Here is a 19,156-nt window from a genome sequence, read left to right as displayed (position 1 = left end):
CTAGGACTCGAACCCACGTGTTGGTGAGCCTCGCAGGCAATCACGACATCCTGTGTCGTGTATTCCTGGCATGATCTTCGTATGCGGGCCGACCGGTTGGTCTCGCTGGTGCTGTTGCTGCGCCAGCGAGGTCGGCTGTCTGCGGCCACGCTGGCCCGCGAGCTGGAGGTGTCCACCCGCACGGTGCTGCGCGACATCGAGGCGCTGTCCGCGGCCGGCGTCCCGGTCTACGCCGAACGCGGCCGGCACGGCGGTTTCGAGTTGTTGCCCGGTTTCCAGACCGAGCTCATCGGACTGAACCACGACGAAGCGCTCGCCCTGCTGGTCGCCGGATCGCGGCGCGGCGCGCAGGCGTTCGGTCTCGGCTCGGCGCTCGCTTCGGCCATGCGCAAGGTGGTCGACGCGCTGCCGGAAAGCTATCGAGACACCGCGGCCGGCGCGGCCCAGCGACTGCTCATCGACCCGGAGACCGACCTGCTGTCGCGCCGCGTGGTCGCCGAGGAGGTTCCCGACAGCGTCGTGGCCGAGGTTCGGCGCGCGGTGTTCGCCGGACACAGGCTACGCATTCACTACGCGGCTGTGGGCCAGACCCCGAAGTGGCGCACGGTGGACCCGATCGGCCTGGTCACCGTACGCGAGCAGGGCTACCTGCTGGCCACGAGGTCTGGCGCGGACCGCACCTACCGGCTGTCCCGGGTACTGGCCGCCGAAGAACTCGCCGAACCCGCACAGCGACCAGACCGGGTCGATCTGGACCGCGCCTGGCAGGAACGCAGCACGCAGTTTCGCACCGGCGGCGACCCGGTCACCGTGCTGGCGCGGGTGCACGCGGCGCGGCGGGAAGACCTGGTGGGCACCGCGCTGGCCGTCCGCGCCGAAGAAGCCGACGCAGACGGCTGGCTGCGGCTGGAGGTGACCTTCCAAGATCCGAGACATGCCGAATGGGCGCTGTGGCAGCTCGCCACGAACGCGGAAGCCCTGGCGCCGCAGTGGTTGCGCACCGCCCTGCGCAACCGCGCCACCGCGATCGCCACCCGCTACGAAGGGTCATCTGAGAGTTGAAGGGCGATTCACCTGCCCGCCGGTGACCGGCCGCGCGGAGTGGACCGCGGCCGGCCACGGGAGTGATCCACGGTCAGGTATCGGAGAGGACCGCGAACGCGCGGTTCCAGTTCTTGGCGTCGGTGTCGGGCCGGTAGTCGTTCTCGATGTTGCCGGCGGCGTCCACCGAGAACCAGAAGACCTTCGTGCCGTACGGCACGGTGAGCGCCTCGCCGGCCTCCCGGATGCCCGCCGAGGCGTACAGGGTCGACGCGAACGTCGGCTTGCTGCCGTCCAGGGTGTAGAACACGGCGGCCGGCTCGCTCACATCGAACTTCACCTCGACCATGCCCTCGGTTGGGCTCGGCGCGACGGCCAGCGAGCTGGTGGGGCGCTTCTTGTCCTTGTCGTATGTGCGGGCGACCCGCATGAGCTCCACCAGGCCGTTGGCGTACTCCAGGGTCTGCTGATGTGCCTCGTCCCAGACCGGCTGGAAGGAGGTACCGACTTCGAAGTTCCAGGCGTAGATGCCGTACTTGTACCAGAGCATGTCACCGGAGTTTCCGGCCGCCGAGTAGAGCACGTCGGAGATCGGGCCGGTCCTCGCCGGGGTCACCGCCAGGTTCCGGTGCCGCTTGATCTCGGCCAGGATCCGCGAGGACGCGCCCCAGAAGAACGACTCCTCGGCCAGCGTGGGGCGTGGCGCGGAGATCCGGTCCGGCAGGCTGTAGGACCCCGGCGACCACATGAAGTAGTTGCCGGAGGAGTGCAGGTTCATCGAAAACTTGATGTTGGGCCGGCTCGCCAGCCAGTCCAGGTTTTTGTTTTCCGGCTCGGAGAGTTCGCTCGGGCCGGCGAAGGTGTCGCTGGTGCAGCTCGTCGAGGCGCCCGAGTACCCGTCGAAGAGGCTGTACTCGGTGTAGTTACGGTTGTTGTCCACGCCCCAGGAGTTGCGGGCCAGCGCGTCGGTCGCGCCGCCGGCGGCGCAGTGGTTGGTCATGTTCCGGCGCTGGGAGTTGAAGTCGTAGAACGAGTAGTGCCCGCCGTCGGGGTTGATCGACGGGGCGATCCAGATGTCGAGCGTGCGCAGCAGTTCCTGGGTCTTGGGATCGTGTTTCTGGTTGCGCAGCAGCCGCTCGGCGGTCTCGATCGTCACTAGCGGGGGCACCCACTCCCGGGCGTGTTCCTGCGCGTAGGCGAGCACGCCGGTCCGGGAACCGTCGCGGAACTTGCCGATCCGCAGGGCGTACACCGGATGGGGGTCGCGGGAGATGCTGGCCGGCGCCTTCAGGTTGTCGGTCAACGGCGTCGCCGCGACCGGCGTGACTACGCCGTCGCCGGCGCTTCCCCGATACGTGTACGCCTTGACCAGGCTGCCCGCCGCCCCGTTGATGACCGCCGCGACCTGGGCCGCGGTGCTGGTGATGGCGCCGGCGGCGTCGGTCGCCAGGCTAACCCGGATGGCCTTGCCGGTCAGTGTGGCGGTGAGGGGCTGGTCTGCGGCGGCCGGGTCGGCCAGCTCGACGGAGATGTCGTTGCCGCCCTCGTGGCCCCAGGCCAGCGAGTCGACCGCCACCCGGTTGGCGGTGGCGGAGCCGAGCACGACCTGCGCCTTGCGCCGGTAACCGTTCGTCTTGTACGGCAGCTCGACGACCTCGGCGAGCTGCGGGTACTCCGCGGCCAGCCGCTTGATCCGGTCGTACAGCTCGGTTGGCGTGAGGTAGCTGGTGACGAAGTCCTTCTGGTAGCCCGGACCCTCCGGGGACTCGTCGGGAATCGGCAGCCACTGCTTGACCTGGGCGACTGCGACGTCACCGGTGGGGCTGGTGATCTGGATCTTGTCGGGCCGAGCGGTGACGGTGGCTGCGCCGCGGTGGTACAGGTACACGCCGGCGTCGACGAACCGGGAGATTGCCTGGGTGCCGCCGGAGCCCATCTCGGTTCCCGGGCCGCTGTCCCGAGTCACCGTCAGCGTGCTGGTCGAGGTCTGGCCCTGGGCCCATTTCGCCTCGACGGAGAGGACCTGGCTGTCGCCGGACGTGTAGTAGTCGGCCCGAATGATCTTGACGTCGGAGACGGTCGCACTCCGGGCGAGGCTGGCGGCGAATGCCTGGTTCTCCGTCTTGTGCTCGGCGATGGTCGCGTCGCGCTCGGCGATCCGGGTTTCACTGTCCTCCGGGGCGAAGAGGGTCCGGCCGACCCGGTAGCCGAGGGCCTTCAGGCCGTCGACCTCGTTCGGGGTGGCCACGGCGTGGACCACGATGCCGGCGTCGGTGTGGGAGACGTGGTGGTCGAGGTCGACGCCGGTCGCGACGAGCCGGTCGAGCTCGCCGCGGTCGGCGACCGTCACCTCCACGACACTGGCCTCCTCGTCGGAGAGGCGTTCGAGGGTGGCGGGAACCTGGTCGGGGGCGGCGGTCACGGTGGTGGGCGGAGCGGCAAGGAGCAGGAAGGCGGCGGTCGCGGCGGTGGCCGCGACGAGACCTCTCCGCCGTCCCGGTAGGGAGGAGGAAAACATCTCGGTTCCTTTCGTCTGCGGCGTACGGGGCCCGAGGTGACTGCGCCCATCCATAGTGGACGGATCGTCGACTGAGGACGGCGAGCAGGGGTTTGACCATCGTGGATGGCCCGACTCGACCTGTCAATCGCCGGCCGGCGCACGCCGCCGGCGGGGCTCGCCCGCGGCGGTCGACTCGGAGAGGTTCGGGCGCTAACTCCCTGGCTGAAGATGTGATCTAGGTCAGGAGAGCCGAGAGCAGCGCTAGGCTACGTTCATGGCGCAAAGCAGGGCAATAAGGGCAATACTCGAGGCCATCGCGGTCGCGGTCGCTCCCGTGGTGCTGCTGGTGAGCCTCCTCTTGCACCCATACATCGGCATGGGCTTCCCCCGAGCAGAGGCGGTTGCCGCGGCTGTCGTCGCCCACCCGAACCGCTGGGGGTTTGCACATCTGGCAGCCGCTATGGCATCCGGGCTTGTGCTCCTTGCCTTGCTCGCGGTCCGCAGGTATTTGCGGGAGGCGGGCGAGGAACGGTTCAGCGCGTTCGGGATCCCGTTCGTCGCCTTCGGCAGCACACTGTATGCAATGTTGCCCGCCATGGAGATGTCGCCGCTCATGGCCGCCAAGACGGGCGGGAATGTGGAAGCGGTGCAGACCCAACTGATCCGCTGGTTCTTGCCCGTCCTCATCGTCGGAGCCATCAGCTTCGCGATCGGGGTCGCGGGATTTGCCAGAGGTATCGCTGCGAGCAGGGTGCTGAGCAGGCAACTAACGTGGCTCGTTGTCGCAGCACTCGCCGTCATGGCCGTCGCTCGGTTCGTGCCGCTGAGCGTCGTCCAGTTTTACGTCCATGGCATTGCCGGCATCGTGGCCCTGTGGCCGCTGGCCTACCAGATGTGGACCCGGCCCGCGCAAACAATGCCGGCAAGCCGCCCAGGGTAAGACCTGTTCACCGAGCACGCCACCGTGCGACACCTCAGGCCGCGAGTACGACGACCGCCTCACACGGGCTCGCCTGGAGGCAACTGCCCGTCGACCGCCGACGAACGACGCCCGGTCAGGTGTGACGACTGTCCTGCGCGGTGATTGTTCGAGTCAGCCGATATCGGGAACCAAAATATATAGGCCCGCGACCTGGCCTTGAGGATTGTAGGCAACGCGGCCTTTCATCGGGCCGGTCTCGAAGTGCAAAGGCAGGTCGACCATCGTGTAGTCGTCCTCCTGACGCACGGACGGTTCTCCCATGTGTTCGTATGCGCCGACCACGTCGACGACCTGGGTCCAGGCGTTCGCGATCGCAGCGGCGCTGAGCGTCTGGGTCAGGGTTGGGTCGAACTCGCGTCGGACCTCGTCCCAGTGCCCGGCGGACCATTGGTCGAACAACGCGATCGCGTGATCGGCTGCGTCGGGAGCCACTGTCTTGGGCATTGGCGCTCCTGTTCTCGTAACGGTTGAGGCTGTAGGGCGCACCCTTCGACAATCCACAGTGTCAACGACGATCGCCAAGCAGCCGATTCGCCCGATCAACCTGCGCTCATGATCTGAGCAGCGAAGAAGTTCGGGCACACGGCTTCGGTGTGGTCGACTCGATGGGGTTACTGCTGGGGTGGGGTGAGGAGGTCACCGATTTGCTGGATGGTCTGGGTCGCGTCGATGGTTCCGGCCGCGTGTTGTTCGAGCAGAGATAGCAGAATCTGGTCCCGGGTTGATGCCTCGGAGGCGCGCTGGTCGATGTGGGCAAGGATCGCTTGGGTGTCCAGGCCCTCTATCGCGGCCAGGATCGCCTCGTCGCGTAGCCGCTGCTCGGCGAGCTTGCGGGCCAGCCACGTGTTTTCGGTCTTGCCGAGCACGAACGCGTAGATCAGATCGGTCAACCCGATGTGCAGGTTCTTGCCGTCCAGCACCGCCGGCTGGGCGGTGAACAGGGCGCTGTGCAGGTCGGCGAGCTGTTTGGCCTGCGCCGGGGTCATGTCTTCCTCCTCGAGACTTTGCCGCCACTGCTCGGTGCTCCAGTTGGCCAGGATGGTGAGCATCGCCCACTTGTTCCAAAACGACTCGACCTGCTCGGTGTCCTCGCTGAAGTGACCGTGCCAATCATGGCTGCTGTCCGGAATCCGCAGGTACCGGTGCCGAAAGTCGATGCCGACCCGGCGGGTCGCCACACCCGAGACACTGACCGCGACAGACACCCGACCCAGATACTCACGCCAGCCGCCCAGCCGCGGATCGTTGCGCCGGTAGGCGGCCAACAACCGGTCACCGTACTTGGCCAGATCACGGAAGTTGCCGGCCTGCGCGTCGCGGAACGTCCAATCACGGGCCCTGGTCCGGTTAAATGGACCGCGACGATCCTCCGGATCCCGAGCGGAGTAATCCCTACCCCGACCCGAACGGGCATCGTTGTGCGCGACAGTGTCGTGATAGCCCGGCTTGTGCGCATACCCGCCACTGTCTACGTCTTCGGTGCCAGGCTCCAGATCAAGTAGCTGGTCGATGAACCACCGCTGCGCCCGCGTGACGTACTCGTTCTCCGGCGCCCGAAGGAGCGTGAAGTCCGGCCGCGTCCCCTTGGCCATCGTGCGAATCGGTGTCCACGGCACCCGCCCTCGAACCTCCACAACACGAACATCCGCGATGGTCGACCAGGCCCGACATACGGATCGGGCACCCGAGGCATCGTACGACCGCTTCGCGCTCACCACCGTCCCTCGGACGGCTACCGCCGCCACAGAGAAACATTGGCACGCTCGGTGTCTCGTCGACATCCAACTCGTCCCCGCGGCGGGGAGCGCCTGCGCCGTCGCTTGCGCTGCGGAGGAATCGGTGCTGCACTGTGATTAGCACTCACCCCGTGTGAGTGCCAACCGAATGAGATGGCACCCCGGGAGGGGACCGTAGCAGCGGTCATCGCAGGTCGGCCCGAGCAGTGCTGCACGTGGGCACGACAATGTTGAGGATCACGCAGATGGCCAAGCTGATCGTTTTCGGTGAAGAGGCCCGTCGCGGCCTGGAGCGGGGCATGAACGTCCTCGCTGACACGGTGAAGGTGACATTAGGCCCGAAGGGCCGCAACGTCGTGCTCGGTGCCAAGTGGGGCGGGCCCACGATCACCAACGACGGTGTCAGCATCGCCAAGGAGATTGAGCTCGACGACCCGTACGAGAAGCTCGGCGCCGAACTGGTCAAAGAGGTAGCGAAGAAGACCGACGACGTGGCTGGGGACGGCACTACGACAGCGACCGTCCTGGCGCAGGCACTGGTCCACGAAGGTTTGCGCAATGTCGCCGCCGGGGCGAACCCGATCGCACTCAGACGCGGCATCGAGCAGGCCGTTACCGCGGTGACCGAGGCCCTGGGCCACCAGGCCCGCGAGGTCGAGACCAGGGAGCAGATCGCCGCCACCGCGTCGATCTCCGCCGCCGATCCGATGGTCGGCGAGGTCGTCGCCGAGGCGATGGACAAGGTCGGTGAGGAAGGCGTCATCACCGTCGAGGAGAGCAACACCTTCGGCCTCGAACTCGAACTGACCGAGGGCATGCGCTTCGACAAGGGCTACATCTCGCCGTACTTCGTCACCGACACGGAGCGGATGGAGGCCGTTCTCGACGACCCGTACCTGCTGATCGTCGAGAACAGGATCTCGAACCTGAACGACCTGCTGCCCATCCTGGAGAAGGTCATTCAGGCGGGCAAACCACTGATGATCATCGCCGAGGACGTCGAAGGTGACGCCCTCGCGGCCCTGGTCGTCAACAAGATGCGGGGCACCGTCAAATCGGTGGCGGTCAAGGCGCCCGGGTTCGGTGAGCGCCGCAAGGCCATGCTCGCCGACCTCGCCATCCTCACCGGCGGCCAGGTCGTCAGCGACACGGTCGGGATCACCGTAGACAACGTAGGGCTGGACCTGCTGGGCCGGGCCCGCAGGATCGTGGTCACCAAGGACGAGACCACCATCGTGGATGGCGGCGGCGATGCCGAGCAGATCGCCGGCCGGGCGACCCAACTCCGCGCCGAGATCGACAACAGCGACTCCGACTACGACCGCGAGAAGCTCCAGGAGCGGCTGGCCAAGCTCGCCGGCGGTGTCGCGGTGATCAAGGTCGGCGCGGCCACCGAGGTCGAGCTCAAGGAGCGCAAGCACCGCATCGAAGACGCCGTACGCAACGCCAAGGCCGCCATCGAAGAGGGTTTGCTACCCGGTGGCGGAGTGGCACTAGCTAACGCCGCGGCCAGCGCCTTCGACAAGCTCGACCTGACCGGCGACGAGGCCACCGGCGCGAACATCGTGCGGGTCGCGCTCACCGCGCCACTGCGGCAGATCGCCGTCAACGCCGGCCTCGAAGGCGGCGTCGTCGCCGACAAGGTCAACTCACTCCCGGTGGGTCACGGCCTGGACGCCGCCACAGGCGAGTACGTCGACATGATCAAAGCGGGCATCGTCGAACCGGCCAAGGTCACCCGCTCCGCGCTGCAGAACGCCGCCTCGATCGCCGCACTGTTCCTGACGACCGAAGTACTCATCGCCGACAAGCCCTGACGGTCAGACACATCTGTCCGCAGTGGATTTAGCCCGTGAGGGCGAAGGGAATTCACCATGGCTACAGCGACATGCGTAGAGAAGACCGTGGTGGTGGCGACGCTACGATCTCGGGACCTTCACGGCAGGGCCGACTGGGTCGAGAAGGAGCTACCCGCGCTCATCGACACAGCGAGCAACGCCTCACTGCTGCAAACCCTCGGCATCAACGTCGACACCTTGACATCCGATGCCCGGCCCGACCGCGGCGTGGTCGACTCCACACTGAGCTGACCGGCGTGACCCGAAACACGAGGAGGCACTCATGGCCAACAAGTCCGCACACAAGGAAGATCGAAAAAAGCAGGCAAGCAGCCTGAAGGAGAAACGCGCCGTTAAGAAAGCCAAGCATGCGAAGCCGGCATCAGTGATCCCACCGACCGGCCACTGAACCGACGAAACCGCCACCGGTTGAACGAACACTGTAGTTCAACCGGTGGCGGTTTCGGCCTCGGCGGCGCGTCCGGGGACTGTCGTGCGTGCGTTGGCGGTCAGCTCACCGGTGTTACCGCGTGCCGGCTGTCGCTGACGTGCACCTTTTGTTCATGCCTACCGCGCGGTGGCGCTGTTGGCGATCATTGCGGCCCGGAGCCGGGTAAGGGTCTGTTTCAGTAGTCGGGAGACGTGCATCTGGGACAGGCCGACCTCGATGGCGATCTGGGTCTGGGTCATGTGGTCGAAGAATCGCAGGCTGAGGATGCGTTGTTCCCGCATGGGAAGTGCTGCCATGAGCAGCTGCAGTGTCAGGGTGTCGTCGACGCCGGCGTAGTGCGGGTCGATCCCGCCGAGCAGGTCGATGCGGTCGATGCCGGTTCCCGCGGTGTGCGGCATGTTCAGCGATACCAGGTTGTAGACCTGCGAGGCGCCAAGCGCGGCACGCAGCTCGTCGATGCCGACGTGCAGGTGGTCCGCGAGTTCGGCGGCGGTCGGGTGGCGGCCGTGCTGTTGGCTGAGCTCGCCGGTGGCGGTGGCGATCTCGCGGGTCAGATCCTGGGCCGCGCGCGGAACGCGCATAGCCCAGGCGGTGTCGCGGAAGTGCCGTTTGAGGGCGCCGAGGATGGTCGGGACGGCGTAGGCAGCGAAGGGGACTTGGCGGCTGGGGTCGTAGCGGTCGACTGCGGTGATGAGGGCGAGGGCGGCGACCTGGGCGAGGTCGTCGAGGAGTTCACCGCGACCGGCGTATCGGCGGGCCAGCCGGCTGGCCAGCGACAGGTTCTCCTCGATGGCCCGGGAGCGGAGTCGGGCTCGGTCGGGATGTTCAGCCGGCAGGTCGTCGCGCAGGCGTAGCAGTTGCTCGGTGCTGGCGGGCGCGTCGCCCGGTTGCCAGCGGCGTGTTGTGGGAACAGTGTGGAGGGTCGTGGTGAGGAGCCGGTGAGGGCTGGCGGCCGGCGTCGTCGGTTCGGCGGGATGGGTGAGCGTCGCAGTGATCAGGGCTGGTTCGACGAGAATGGTCATGGTGATCATCGCCCTACCGGGAAGTCGCCGCGGAGTGCCGGCGGACGGAGCCCAGTGTTGGAGGTGCCGCGAAGTCGCTGGATTGTGACCGCGGGGTCCGGGCGGCGTGGGCGCGCCAGCGTGAACGCTGACTCGCGCATAGGTTGTGGTGAAGGGCGGATCCTGCGGATCACTCTACGCCGATGCTCCATAGGCACCAGGGGCGGCCTTCGCGGCGGCTGGGGTTCGGCTGCGTTGGCCAGCATGGAAGGTACGTGCTGCGGCGGTTGCGCGGATTCGGGCGCGTCGGGCGTAGGCTGGGTGGTGAGAAACCGCCCGAGGAGCCAGTCGCGTTCGACCCGGTCCTTGTCTTACGTCACCTGCCCGTCGCGGCCTCACGAACCGCTTGGTATCGGAGGCGCCCTCATGCAACGACGTTCGATGGCGTGGTGTCCGGGTGGGACGGTGCGATGAACGCCGATCGCCGGATGCGGCTGTGGTGTCTGCTCGTGGAACGTGCGCAGGGTGGGCCGATCGCGGTCGACCACGTGTGCCACCTCGTCACGGCGGCTGCTGGTGTGGACGGTGCCGCCGTCACGGTGGTGCTCGGCGCTACTGCCCGCGAAACGGTGTACGCGACCGATGAGGTCGCCTCGGAGCTTGCGGAGCTGGGCCTGACACTGGGCGAGGGTCCGGGGGTGGATGCCGTCGACGGCGGTCCGGCGCTAGCTGTCGACTTGACCGGCTCGGACCGCCTGGCTCGCTGGCCGATGTTCGCACCCGCGGCGGTATCGGCCGGGGCGGGTGCGGTGTTCGCGCTGCCGCTGCACGTCGGCGCCGTCCGGGTCGGTGTGCTGGAGCTCTACCGCGGCCAGCCCGGCAGCCTGGACGGCGATCAGCTCGCTGACGCGCTGCTGTTGGCCGACACCGCTTGCGCGCTGCTGCTGGACGCGGCGCAGCCCGACCGGCCACAGGCGGACGGACGCCGGCCCGAGCCGATCTCCTTGGCACACCCAGAGGTGCACCAGGCAACCGGGATGATCACCGTGCAGTTGGGGGTGAGCGCGGCGGTTGCGCTGATCCGGCTGCGCGCCTATGCGTACGCCCACGACCGGCGGCTGCATGACGTCGCAGGGGACGTCGTCGCCCGACGGCTACGATTCGCCCCTGACACGGACGGCGGCCGCCGGTGACTGTCAGCGGCGTGCTCAGGTGACATTCGTTGGGCGGCGGAAGGCCGCCGAGTGCGCAGGTCTACTGTCCAGGCGAGCGGGCCCACTGTGTAGCGAGGGTGAATGAGATGGCCGAGATCCAGCTAGCCGACGTGTTCGTCGAGATGGCCGACACTCTCGTCGACGACTTCGACGTGATCGACTTCCTGCACGGGTTGACCGAGCGGTGCGTACAACTGCTGGGCGTGTCGGCGGCTGGGCTGCTGTTGACCGACCAGCGGGACGCGTTGCAGGTGGTGGCCGCCTCCTCGGAACGGACCCGGCTGCTGGAGCTGTTCCAGCTGCAGACCGACCAGGGCCCGTGTGTTGATTGTTTCCGCACCGGCCAGCCTGTGTCGGTCGCCGACCTGTCCGCCGCTGGCCGGTGGCCGCGGTTTACCGCGGCCGCTGCTGAAGTTGGCTTCGCCGCGGTGCACGCGGTGCCGATGCGGCTGCGGGCGGAGGTCATCGGCGCGTTGAACTTGTTCGACACCGCCCCGGGTCCGCTGGATGAGGGGAAACTGCGTATCGGTCAAGCCCTGGCCGACGTGGCCACGATCGGACTGTTGCAGCAACGCGCCATCCATCGCCGCGAGGCCCTGACCGAGCAGTTGGAGACCGCGCTGCGCAGCCGGGTCCTCATCGAGCAGGCCAAGGGCGTCCTGGCCGAGCGGCTCCACCTGGACGTGGCTGAGGCGTTCAAGCTGCTGCGCGACAACGCCCGTAGCCACAACCGGCGCCTGTCCGACCTCGCCCAGGCCGTCGTCGACGGAACCGAACAGATCCTACCGGCGCCGGCCGCCAGACCACCCGGCTGACAGCGCTCGACCAGATAGGCACGGCTAGGTCGCTAACGTCTCCCGTGGGACCGGTTGTGGAGGGCCCCGGGCGGATATCCGCCCGGGGCCCCTCCCCCACCCTGGAAAGTCTCGTTTTAGCTGCGGCGACGAACGGTCGACCTTGGCTGCCACCAGGCACCCTCCGCATCCCGCACAGCCGGCGGTTCCAAGCGCCGCACGGCGGTCAACGAAAGCAGGACGGTACGCGCTACCGAGTGGCCGTGCTGATCACGACATCGCCGTGTCCGGGACAGCCATCGGACGACGACGGGCGAAGCCGTGGTGCCAGCCATGTCGACCCCTCTTGATGGCGGACGAATCCGTGCTGCGCGCTGGATTCCGCCACCGGGGACTGGGGTGACAGGGTGGACAGTACACCCCGCCGTGCCCTGCCACACCTGTCCGTGAGTTTCACGCGGGCCACCGATTGCCGCCTGGTCGATAGCCGTCCGGTGAGGGCTCGCCGGTCCTGCTACTACCGCCGGTTTGCTCTGCTGCGGCTACGCCAACCGCTGCCGGCGCGCCGGGTCCGTCCACCGCGTCCCCGGACGGCGCCGAACAGCAGGAACAGCAGCACGGCGCCGATGATCGCGGTGATCCAGGTACTCAGGTTGAAGAAGGTGTCCAGCGTCTGCACCCCGAACAGTTCCTTTGCCAGGAATCCGCCCAGCAGCGCACCGACGATCCCGATGACGGTGGCCAGCAGCAGGCCGACCTTCTTGCCGGTGAGGTTTTCGGCGATGAGGCCGGCGACGGCACCGAGCACGATCCAGGCGATAACGCCCATGACGCTCTCCATTGCTAGCAGGCCGGTGTCCCAACGTAGGGCGGCCCACCCTGCCGGGTCTCCGCATCGACCGATCTCTAAACGCTCACGTCGCCCAAAGAGGGAGTCGGCGGCGGGCACCTCGGTCCCATCCCGACGCCGATCGATCAGAGCGTGCGCCGGTCCAGCAACCGAATCGTTGGGCGGTCGCCCATCACGCTGGCGGCCGGCCGACGTCGTCGTAGCTGCGCCGTTCGGCCACGACCACGCCAGGGGCGCGACGACGCCGGCTCATGTAGAGGAACAGGATCAGCCCGGCCGCGCCGGCGAGCATGAGGATCCAGCCCACCGCGTCCAGGTCCAACCCGGCGACCGTCGTCTCGACCGCGAAGGTCAGGATCGCGCCGACCACGATCAGCAGAATGCCTACACCAATACCCATACCGGTGGGGTCCCCCACAACACAGTCGTTCTAATCGCATCCGCTGTGCCACATCTGACCGACGGCGGCCAGGGCCGGAGGGAGACGAAGGCTGGTACGGCGGCGCCTTCGGCTTCCAGAACGTACAGTCGGGCGGCCACGGCTGGTATGCCACCGTCGTCTACGCCGTCGCCGCGGCCGGGCGGCTGCGCACGAGATGATCGCCGGGCACCTGACCGTGGACCTAGGATTTCGGAAAGTAAGCGTACGCGGTACGCTACTCTCGCGTACGGTGGCTGTTTCCTTACAACCTGCCCTGGACCCCGGCGGCGACAGTAGCCCCTTCCCAGCCCCGGGAGCCCGACATGCCTCAGGTTCACAATGCGTCCGAGCTGGTCTCACCGCCACAGAGCGCGGTCCTTCTTCGCGACCTGCTCGACTTGACCGCCCGCCGCGACCGTGTCGCGTTCGCTGCGCTCTACGACTGCCTGGCGCCGCCCGTTCACGAGATCGCCGCCCGTGGGCTCCCAGGCGGCAACCACGCCCGAGCCATCGTCCAAGCGACCTTCCTAGAGGTCTGGCATCTGGCCCGCCTCGCTTCGGACTATCGTGACGTCTGGGCGTGGATCGCGGTCATCACAGAACGCCGCACCGCCGAACGGGTCTGCACTCTCGCGAGCGGCTACGAAACGCACACCTACCACGACCTGCAGACCGCGCACGATCTCGGACTCCTGCTGGGCGAGGACGGATGAGATCGCATCCGGTACCGGCCGCTCCGCCAATGCCGTAGTTGGCCGCCGGCGTGCTCGCGAAGTTGCGGACGTGTCAAACACGGCGCGTCACTGCTTTGTGTTGGTGGTCAGGCGATCCGGTTGGCCGTCCAGCGCTGCGACGGCTCGGTGGTCGAGCAGGTACCCAGTGCCAGCCGGGCACCGGTCCAGGTGCCGTTGGACTGTACGCACAGGTTGGCCGATCCGACCGGCCGGATCTGGTACGTCACGTCTGACTGGACCGCGAACGTCCACCGCTGGGACTGGGCCCCGTTGCAGGTCTGCTGCACCACGAAGGCGCCCGCCACGGCGGCGCCACCCTCGATGGCGACGCACTTGAGGCTGTGCTGGCTGGTCAGCGTGTAGTGGGTGCTGCCGGGAGCGGTCGCGGCCACCCGCCACTGCTGGTTGATCTTGCCATTGCCGGGCCAGTTGACGATGTTGGCGCCGTCGTTCTCCGAGAAGCTGTACAGGTCCATGGCCATGTTGGCGCCGTTACCGTCCACCAGGTCGTTGCTGAACATCAGCACCGCGCCCGCCTCGGCCGCGCCGGCTGGTGCGGTGCCGCTGTTCGTGGTGACGGTCAGCGGCCGGGATTCCTCCGAGGTACGGACGGTGCCGCCGACGGTCACCCGGTGCCGGACCGTGTACGTGGCCGTGCTGCCCGGGCTCAGCCCGGTCACCCGCACGGTGGGCCGCCAGGCGGGGATCGTCGCGACCACCGCGCCGTCGCGCAGCAGCTGGAAGTCTTCGCTGAAGCTGCCGCCCGTTGGCGAGATGCTTGGTAGGAACGAGAGCGCGATCGAGCTGCCCTCCACGTCGGTCGCGCGCAGGTTCTGCGGTGCGAGCGGCGGGATCGTGGTCATCGCCGGCACGGAAGCACCGTGCTGCAGGTACAGGCTGTGCAGGGCGGCGTTGAAGTGGGTTGGCAGGTATGAGCCCTGCGGGTTGACCGCGAAGTAGTCGTCACGGTTGCAGTCCAGCAGCCGCACCGCCAGCGGGTCGGGACAGGCGGTCGGGGCGTCGACCTGGCACAGCGTCTCGTTGCCGTCGCTGCAGTGCCCGCCCCCGACGAAGTTCGGGGCATTGGGCAGTACACCACCGAGCGCGTGGGCGAATTCGTGGGTGACGGTGTGCCCGTTGAAGCAGGCCGGCTCGAACGTGGCCCAGATCGCCCGTTGGTTGTACAGGTTGTTTGTGCTCGGCGTGCTGTCGTTGCCCACGTTGTCGTTGTCGACGCCGGCGCAGCTCCGAAAGTTCTCCGACACCACCATGTAGATCCGGTTGCCGGCGGCGTACCCGAGCGAGCGGAGCGTCTCCTTCCACACGCCGGTGTTGGTCATGCCCGTGGGGATCTGCACTTGTTGGATGGTGACGTGGCACTCCCCGTACCGGTTCCGCGAGGTGTGGTAACGCAGCCGCCGCTCGGCGCCGTCGCGGCGCGCGCTGTCGTTGACGTTGCGCTCGACCACCCACGCTGCGGCCCGGATGCCCGCTTCCCGCTCGGCGAAACGGCTGGTGCCCGGCTCATAGGCGTACAGCCACTGGATCCGATGCCCGCTGGTGCCGTCGTCGACGCACGACACCGGCGGTGCACCCGCCAACCCGCCTGGTGCGGCGGCGGCCGGTGACGCACCACCGCCCACTGTGGACACCATCGCCGCCAGGCTGGCGGCAGCCGTCACCAGCGCCGCCAAAAGGCGGCGCGAACTGTTGTTCCGCATTCAGTTCTCCCCCGTGCATCGGTTACTTGGCGCACGGCAGACGCTACCGGCGGTCACCGGAACAAGGGAAGCCCCTAGGAGGCCTCCGTCCACAGTGAAGTGAATGTCGGCTCTGGTCACAGAGTCGAAGATCGCCGATGTGACCCGGCACACCCCGCGATCGGATCCTGTGCTCTGCGGACAGGCCGCCGTCCCGTCCCAGCTGGAGTGATCCGACGAGGCGGCTGCCCCGGACGGACCGGCCGCCGCTCGTCTCAGTCACGGGGCAGCAGCGGTCCCAGGGGGCCCAGGTCCAGGTTGAGGTCCTCCGGAGAGAGTCCAAAGTGGTCGCGCAGCTCACCCATCTTGTCCTCAAGCGCCATGAGCGTGGCGCCGAGCCGTTCGATCTGCTCGTCGGTGAGGTCTCCCTGGTCGATGCGGTGGATCGCTTGTCGCTCCATCAGTTGGCGCAGCAACTCAACGATGGTGAGCACCAGGCCGGCGAAGCCGCGCTCCACGGACTCACGGTCCAGCTCGAGGCGGTGGGGGGTGGATTCGTTGCCGGTGGACGGAGACAGGCTCACGATGCCAGCCTGGGGTCGCTGTCGTGGCGATGGCCGCCGGCACGGACGGACGACAGCAGCGCCTGCAGCGAAATGGTTACCAGGTCGACGTCCGCGATCGACAACGTCAGCTCGGCGTCGACCGCTACGCCGGTGACGAGTACTCGGTCGAGCAGGTCGATCAGCGCGATCTGGGCCGGTGCGCGGGTGTTGCCGTTCATGTCGGTGTCTCCGGTTCGGTGACCGCGGCGAAGGAGTACGCCGGCCATGGGCCGGTCCTGTGCAGCCGGAGGGTGAGGTGCTGTGCGGCGAGGTCGGCGACCGTGGCAGCGAACTGGTCCGCCTTGTCGTCGTCGACAAGGTATGCGCCGTTGAGCACCATCGTGTCGGCCTCTCCGGTGAGTTGTGTGCTTTGTGGTGGGTGGCTGCGGGCCGCCGCCGCTAGGCGGCTCAACGCGGTATGCACAACGGTGGCGCTGTGCGCGCTCGCGCGGCGGGCGCTGTCCGCGGCGCGCAGCTCGGCACGCCGGTTTAGCAGGTACGCGGTGCCTGATCCGGTGTTCTCGGCCGCTGCCGGAGGCGGCGCGGCTGCCTGGGCAGTGGCGTACGCTCTGACTCCCCACTCGGTGCGGCCGGTGACCCGTGCGAGTACGGCGGTGAAGTCGGCGCGCCGCTGTGCGAGCAGCGCGGCGACCCGTCCCGCGTCGTGGTAGACGGTGGCCAGGCGGGCCGGCACGGCCGGCACGGCCCGCGCGGTGGCCGCCACCACGTTGTGGTGGCTACGGGCGATCGCTTCCAGTTGGACCGGGTCGTTGAGCTTGCGGCGCAGCGCGTCCTCGCCGAACTCGCGCAGGTCGACCGGGCTGGTGACGCACGTCAGCCCGGCCGCCGCGAGGGTGCGGATCGGCGCGCCGCCGATCCCGGGCTCGTCGGCCAGATCGTGCGGGTCCAGGCCGTCAGCGGTGACCGCGTACAACCACACGCCGCGACCGTCAGTCATCGTCGCGCTCCGTGGCCTGTCCGGAGGTGAGCCACCGATCGTGCTCCCACCAGTCGATGCCGAGTTCCCGGGCGGTGTCCACGGAGGCGACCAGCAGACGCAGCTTGATGGTGAGCAGCTCGATGTCGAGCAGGTTGATCCGGATGTCGCCGACGACAACGAGGCCTCGGTCGAGCACCCGTTCCAATATGTCGCCGAGGTTCGCGGGCTGCTGGCCGCCAACCGGGGCGGGGGGACGCGCTGGACCCGTCATGTCACGGCCCTTCCCCGCTGTTGCCCCGGCTGCGCAGGTAGCGGCTCCGACGCCGGTACGACAACAGGGTGCCCGCCCGGTCGACCCGCACCTCGTAGAGGGCGAGGACATCGTTCGCGGACGGGATGCGGCGATCCTCCACGACCTCCACGTCGACCGTCCAACCGTCGTCGGACGGTGCGACCGAGGTGACGCCCATCGAGTCCTTGCCGGTCAACTCGACAATGTGCCGCAGGCCGGCGGCGGCGGCGCCCGCCGCCGGCAGCTCACTACTGTCCCTTGTGGGCACCCGTCCTCACCTCGCCTCCTGTCGCGGCTGCGCCTGGCCCAGGATCTGCTGTTGCGCGCGCTGCCGGTCGTGGTCGGACATTTCACCGGATGCGACCGCGTCGTCGAGCCGTTCGAGCTCCCGGCGGACGGTCACCGGGTCCGTCCGTTCGCGCTCGGCCTGCCGGCGCAGAAGCTCGGCGAGGGTGATCAGGCCGCGAACCGGCGCCAGTGGCAGGCCCAGGATGAGGGACAGCGGGCCCATCAGGCGCCGTGCCCCGGTGACAGCGTGGTCACGAAGTCGTAGGGAGCCAGCGGGCCGAGCAGCTGCACCGTGACCCGCCCGTCCCAGTCGCGGGCCAACTGGTCCACCGCCTTCGCCAATGGCGCCTCGTGGGCCTTTTCCGCCAGCAGCGCGACATGGGCGGCGTCGTGTTCATGTGACGCCGGCCGTGCGGCGCTGGCCACACAGTGCTCGGCGAGCGCGTCGACGACAGCGGTGGTGTCCGCGCCGCGCTTGGCTTCGATCGCCTGGCTGACCAGCTCGCCGAGCCGGATCCGCACATCGTGGGTCAGCTCGGTGGGCAGATCGCGCATCTGCGTTCGCAGGCTCGCGGCCTCGGGGTTTTCGGCGAGGATCTCGGCCAGCAGGACCGGCTCGACGTACCGGCAGCGAACGACATACTGGACGCGTCCGGCCAGCTGTGCCAGGGCTTTGGCGAAGTCGTCATGGTGTGCCGCCAGCAGGTCCTCCGCGACCGCGTCGGTGTTCGTCACGACGGCACCGAACCGTAGCGGCAGTACAGGTACGTTGGCCGCTGTCGTGTCCAGCAGTCGCTCGTGCGCGATGAAGTCGTCCGGCCGCCCGATGGGCTGGCCGACGTCGACGGTGCTGACCAGCGCCGCGATGTCGCCGTACGGCACCAGCGTCACGCGGGCTGGGGGTGCTCCAACGCCGTACGCGTCGGCGGGCAGCTCCGCATCGGCGGGCACGATGCCGTACACGTAGCAACCGGTTTGCCGCGTGGACGGACGCTGCGTCGAAGTGGCGGTTGTCGACATGTCAGTGCTCCTTCGAGTCCTTGGTGTCGGCTTTGTCGCCGCGGTGCAGGGTGTCGCGCAGCTTGTCGCTGGCGGCTTCGAGTGCGCCACTCGCGGCGCCCTTGGCCTTGTCCTTCGCGCCGCCCTCGCGCATGTTGTGCATCAGTCCCGGTAACCCCTGCTCTTCCGTCGCGCTGAGGTCCAGCCGGTTGACCGCCTCAGCGAACCGCAGGTAGGTGTCGACGCTGGCAACCACGACCCGGGCGTCGACGGTCAACAGTTCGATGCCGACCAGGGACACCCGCACGTACGCGTCGATAACCAGGCCCTTGTCCAGGATCGAATCCAAGACGTCGGCAAGCGACGACGAGGACGGCCGGTCCAGCGCTCCACCCGCCGGTTGGACAGCAGTGGTCATTGGCTCACTCCCTGATTCTCGGCTCCGGATCACGAGGTGATCTTTGGCAACGGGGCCAGTCGTACCCGTGGCCCGTCGACCCGAAACACCATTTCCCGCCCCCAATGCCGAGGCATCGAAAACGATCCAAGAATTGCGGTGGCATTTTCGATCTGCCCTTTTCGCGCGGGTTAAACTTGTGTTCGACATCCAGTGCCCACCGCCCTATTTGCCGAGAATCTCCATGCATCGCGGCAGGCCAGAGCCGCTCTCGGTCGACATCGACGGCAGCCCGCCGTGTAATCCGAATGCTATTCAGCTACGGCGGACCGTAAGACTCACCACTATTTTCCTCGGAGGTGTAACACCGGCC

General features: G+C 67.9%; 23 protein-coding genes. 8 read left to right on the top strand and 15 right to left on the bottom strand.

The genetic code is table 11. The features are described from left to right. Nucleotides 1-81: 81 nt before the first annotated feature. Nucleotides 82-1,062: a helix-turn-helix transcriptional regulator gene (locus V6V89_RS12820; protein WP_334619286.1), complete on the top strand. Its 981-nt coding sequence runs from the start codon at nucleotides 82-84 to the stop codon at nucleotides 1,060-1,062. A 73-nt stretch (nucleotides 1,063-1,135) separates the two neighbouring features. Here V6V89_RS12820 and V6V89_RS12815 read toward each other — a convergent pair whose 3' ends face one another. Further along, nucleotides 1,136-3,559 (bottom strand): M14 family metallopeptidase, encoded by a 2,424-nt coding sequence (locus V6V89_RS12815; RefSeq protein WP_334619285.1) that lies wholly within the window; start codon nucleotides 3,557-3,559, stop codon nucleotides 1,136-1,138. A 256-nt stretch (nucleotides 3,560-3,815) separates the two neighbouring features. Between V6V89_RS12815 and V6V89_RS12810 the strand changes: the two genes are divergently transcribed. Next, nucleotides 3,816-4,481 (top strand): hypothetical protein, encoded by a 666-nt coding sequence (locus V6V89_RS12810; RefSeq protein ID WP_334619284.1) that lies wholly within the window; start codon nucleotides 3,816-3,818, stop codon nucleotides 4,479-4,481. 153 nt (nucleotides 4,482-4,634) lie between these two features. On the opposite strand, the gene V6V89_RS12805 is transcribed toward V6V89_RS12810, so the two are convergent. After that, nucleotides 4,635-4,967 (bottom strand): DUF3887 domain-containing protein, encoded by a 333-nt coding sequence (locus tag V6V89_RS12805; RefSeq protein ID WP_334619283.1) that lies wholly within the window; start codon nucleotides 4,965-4,967, stop codon nucleotides 4,635-4,637. Nucleotides 4,968-5,134: 167 nt separating this feature from the next. Further along, nucleotides 5,135-6,115: a hypothetical protein gene (locus V6V89_RS12800; protein WP_334619282.1), complete on the bottom strand. Its 981-nt coding sequence runs from the start codon at nucleotides 6,113-6,115 to the stop codon at nucleotides 5,135-5,137. Between the two features lie 389 nt (nucleotides 6,116-6,504). Here V6V89_RS12800 and groL point away from each other — a divergent pair, with 389 nt between their 5' ends. Genes groL through V6V89_RS12785 form a run of 3 tightly spaced genes read left to right on the top strand, consistent with a single transcriptional unit; the run spans nucleotide 6,505 to nucleotide 8,506 of the window. Beyond that, complete coding sequence (gene groL, locus V6V89_RS12795; RefSeq protein WP_334619281.1) at nucleotides 6,505-8,076, top strand: chaperonin GroEL; 1,572 nt, start codon at nucleotides 6,505-6,507, stop codon at nucleotides 8,074-8,076. A 57-nt stretch (nucleotides 8,077-8,133) separates the two neighbouring features. Further along, nucleotides 8,134-8,349: a hypothetical protein gene (locus tag V6V89_RS12790; RefSeq protein WP_334619280.1), complete on the top strand. Its 216-nt coding sequence runs from the start codon at nucleotides 8,134-8,136 to the stop codon at nucleotides 8,347-8,349. A 31-nt stretch (nucleotides 8,350-8,380) separates the two neighbouring features. Continuing rightward, complete coding sequence (locus V6V89_RS12785; protein WP_334619279.1) at nucleotides 8,381-8,506, top strand: hypothetical protein; 126 nt, start codon at nucleotides 8,381-8,383, stop codon at nucleotides 8,504-8,506. A 158-nt stretch (nucleotides 8,507-8,664) separates the two neighbouring features. Here the strand turns inward: V6V89_RS12785 and V6V89_RS12780 are convergent, their stop codons facing one another. Beyond that, complete coding sequence (locus tag V6V89_RS12780) at nucleotides 8,665-9,570, bottom strand: SigB/SigF/SigG family RNA polymerase sigma factor (protein ID WP_334619278.1); 906 nt, start codon at nucleotides 9,568-9,570, stop codon at nucleotides 8,665-8,667. Nucleotides 9,571-10,019: 449 nt separating this feature from the next. Between V6V89_RS12780 and V6V89_RS12775 the strand changes: the two genes are divergently transcribed. Both V6V89_RS12775 and V6V89_RS12770 read left to right on the top strand, forming a co-directional pair. After that, nucleotides 10,020-10,742 (top strand): ANTAR domain-containing protein, encoded by a 723-nt coding sequence (locus V6V89_RS12775; RefSeq protein ID WP_334619277.1) that lies wholly within the window; start codon nucleotides 10,020-10,022, stop codon nucleotides 10,740-10,742. Between the two features lie 107 nt (nucleotides 10,743-10,849). Then, on the top strand, nucleotides 10,850-11,578 hold the full coding sequence (locus V6V89_RS12770) for a GAF and ANTAR domain-containing protein (RefSeq protein WP_334619276.1): 729 nt from the start codon (nucleotides 10,850-10,852) through the stop codon (nucleotides 11,576-11,578). A 496-nt stretch (nucleotides 11,579-12,074) separates the two neighbouring features. Here V6V89_RS12770 and V6V89_RS12765 read toward each other — a convergent pair whose 3' ends face one another. Further along, entirely contained in the window at nucleotides 12,075-12,386 is a 312-nt protein-coding gene (locus tag V6V89_RS12765; RefSeq protein ID WP_334619275.1) for a GlsB/YeaQ/YmgE family stress response membrane protein, read from the bottom strand. A 193-nt stretch (nucleotides 12,387-12,579) separates the two neighbouring features. Then, nucleotides 12,580-12,807 carry a DUF6458 family protein gene (locus V6V89_RS12760; RefSeq protein WP_334619274.1) on the bottom strand — a complete coding sequence of 76 codons (228 nt, stop codon included), beginning with the start codon at nucleotides 12,805-12,807 and terminating at the stop codon, nucleotides 12,580-12,582. Between the two features lie 344 nt (nucleotides 12,808-13,151). Between V6V89_RS12760 and V6V89_RS12755 the strand changes: the two genes are divergently transcribed. Further along, entirely contained in the window at nucleotides 13,152-13,541 is a 390-nt protein-coding gene (locus tag V6V89_RS12755; RefSeq protein WP_334619273.1) for a hypothetical protein, read from the top strand. A gap of 107 nt (nucleotides 13,542-13,648) precedes the next feature. Here the strand turns inward: V6V89_RS12755 and V6V89_RS12750 are convergent, their stop codons facing one another. The 9 genes from V6V89_RS12750 to gvpJ (V6V89_RS12710) form a co-directional block, all read right to left on the bottom strand. After that, nucleotides 13,649-15,283, bottom strand: a complete 1,635-nt coding sequence (locus V6V89_RS12750; RefSeq protein WP_334619272.1) for an RICIN domain-containing protein — start codon at nucleotides 15,281-15,283, stop codon at nucleotides 13,649-13,651. A gap of 254 nt (nucleotides 15,284-15,537) precedes the next feature. Further along, the gene (locus V6V89_RS12745; RefSeq protein ID WP_334619271.1) at nucleotides 15,538-15,846 is read right to left on the bottom strand and encodes a gas vesicle protein K; all 309 of its coding nucleotides are present in this window, start codon (nucleotides 15,844-15,846) and stop codon (nucleotides 15,538-15,540) included. Further along, a complete protein-coding gene (locus V6V89_RS12740; RefSeq protein WP_334619270.1) occupies nucleotides 15,843-16,046 on the bottom strand; it encodes a gas vesicle protein in 204 nt (67 codons plus the stop codon). Before V6V89_RS12740 ends, V6V89_RS12745 begins: the two co-directional genes overlap by 4 nt. Further along, the gene (locus tag V6V89_RS12735) at nucleotides 16,043-16,825 is read right to left on the bottom strand and encodes a GvpL/GvpF family gas vesicle protein (protein WP_334619269.1); all 783 of its coding nucleotides are present in this window, start codon (nucleotides 16,823-16,825) and stop codon (nucleotides 16,043-16,045) included. Before V6V89_RS12735 ends, V6V89_RS12740 begins: the two co-directional genes overlap by 4 nt. Continuing rightward, nucleotides 16,818-17,078: a gas vesicle protein GvpJ gene (gene gvpJ, locus V6V89_RS12730; RefSeq protein WP_334619268.1), complete on the bottom strand. Its 261-nt coding sequence runs from the start codon at nucleotides 17,076-17,078 to the stop codon at nucleotides 16,818-16,820. Before gvpJ (V6V89_RS12730) ends, V6V89_RS12735 begins: the two co-directional genes overlap by 8 nt. 1 nt (nucleotide 17,079) lies before the next feature. After that, entirely contained in the window at nucleotides 17,080-17,367 is a 288-nt protein-coding gene (gene gvpO, locus V6V89_RS12725; RefSeq protein WP_334619267.1) for a gas vesicle protein GvpO, read from the bottom strand. A 6-nt stretch (nucleotides 17,368-17,373) separates the two neighbouring features. Then, nucleotides 17,374-17,610, bottom strand: a complete 237-nt coding sequence (locus V6V89_RS12720; RefSeq protein WP_334619266.1) for a gas vesicle protein GvpG — start codon at nucleotides 17,608-17,610, stop codon at nucleotides 17,374-17,376. Further along, entirely contained in the window at nucleotides 17,610-18,407 is a 798-nt protein-coding gene (locus V6V89_RS12715; protein WP_334619265.1) for a GvpL/GvpF family gas vesicle protein, read from the bottom strand. Before V6V89_RS12715 ends, V6V89_RS12720 begins: the two co-directional genes overlap by 1 nt. 1 nt (nucleotide 18,408) lies before the next feature. Beyond that, a complete protein-coding gene (gene gvpJ / locus V6V89_RS12710; RefSeq protein WP_334619264.1) occupies nucleotides 18,409-18,804 on the bottom strand; it encodes a gas vesicle protein GvpJ in 396 nt (131 codons plus the stop codon). Between the last annotated feature and the right edge of the window lie 352 nt (nucleotides 18,805-19,156).

The organism is Micromonospora sp. CPCC 206061 (assembly GCF_036906915.1).
GTDB lineage: Bacteria > Actinomycetota > Actinomycetes > Mycobacteriales > Micromonosporaceae > Phytohabitans.
This window is presented reverse-complemented; position numbering and strand designations above follow the sequence as displayed.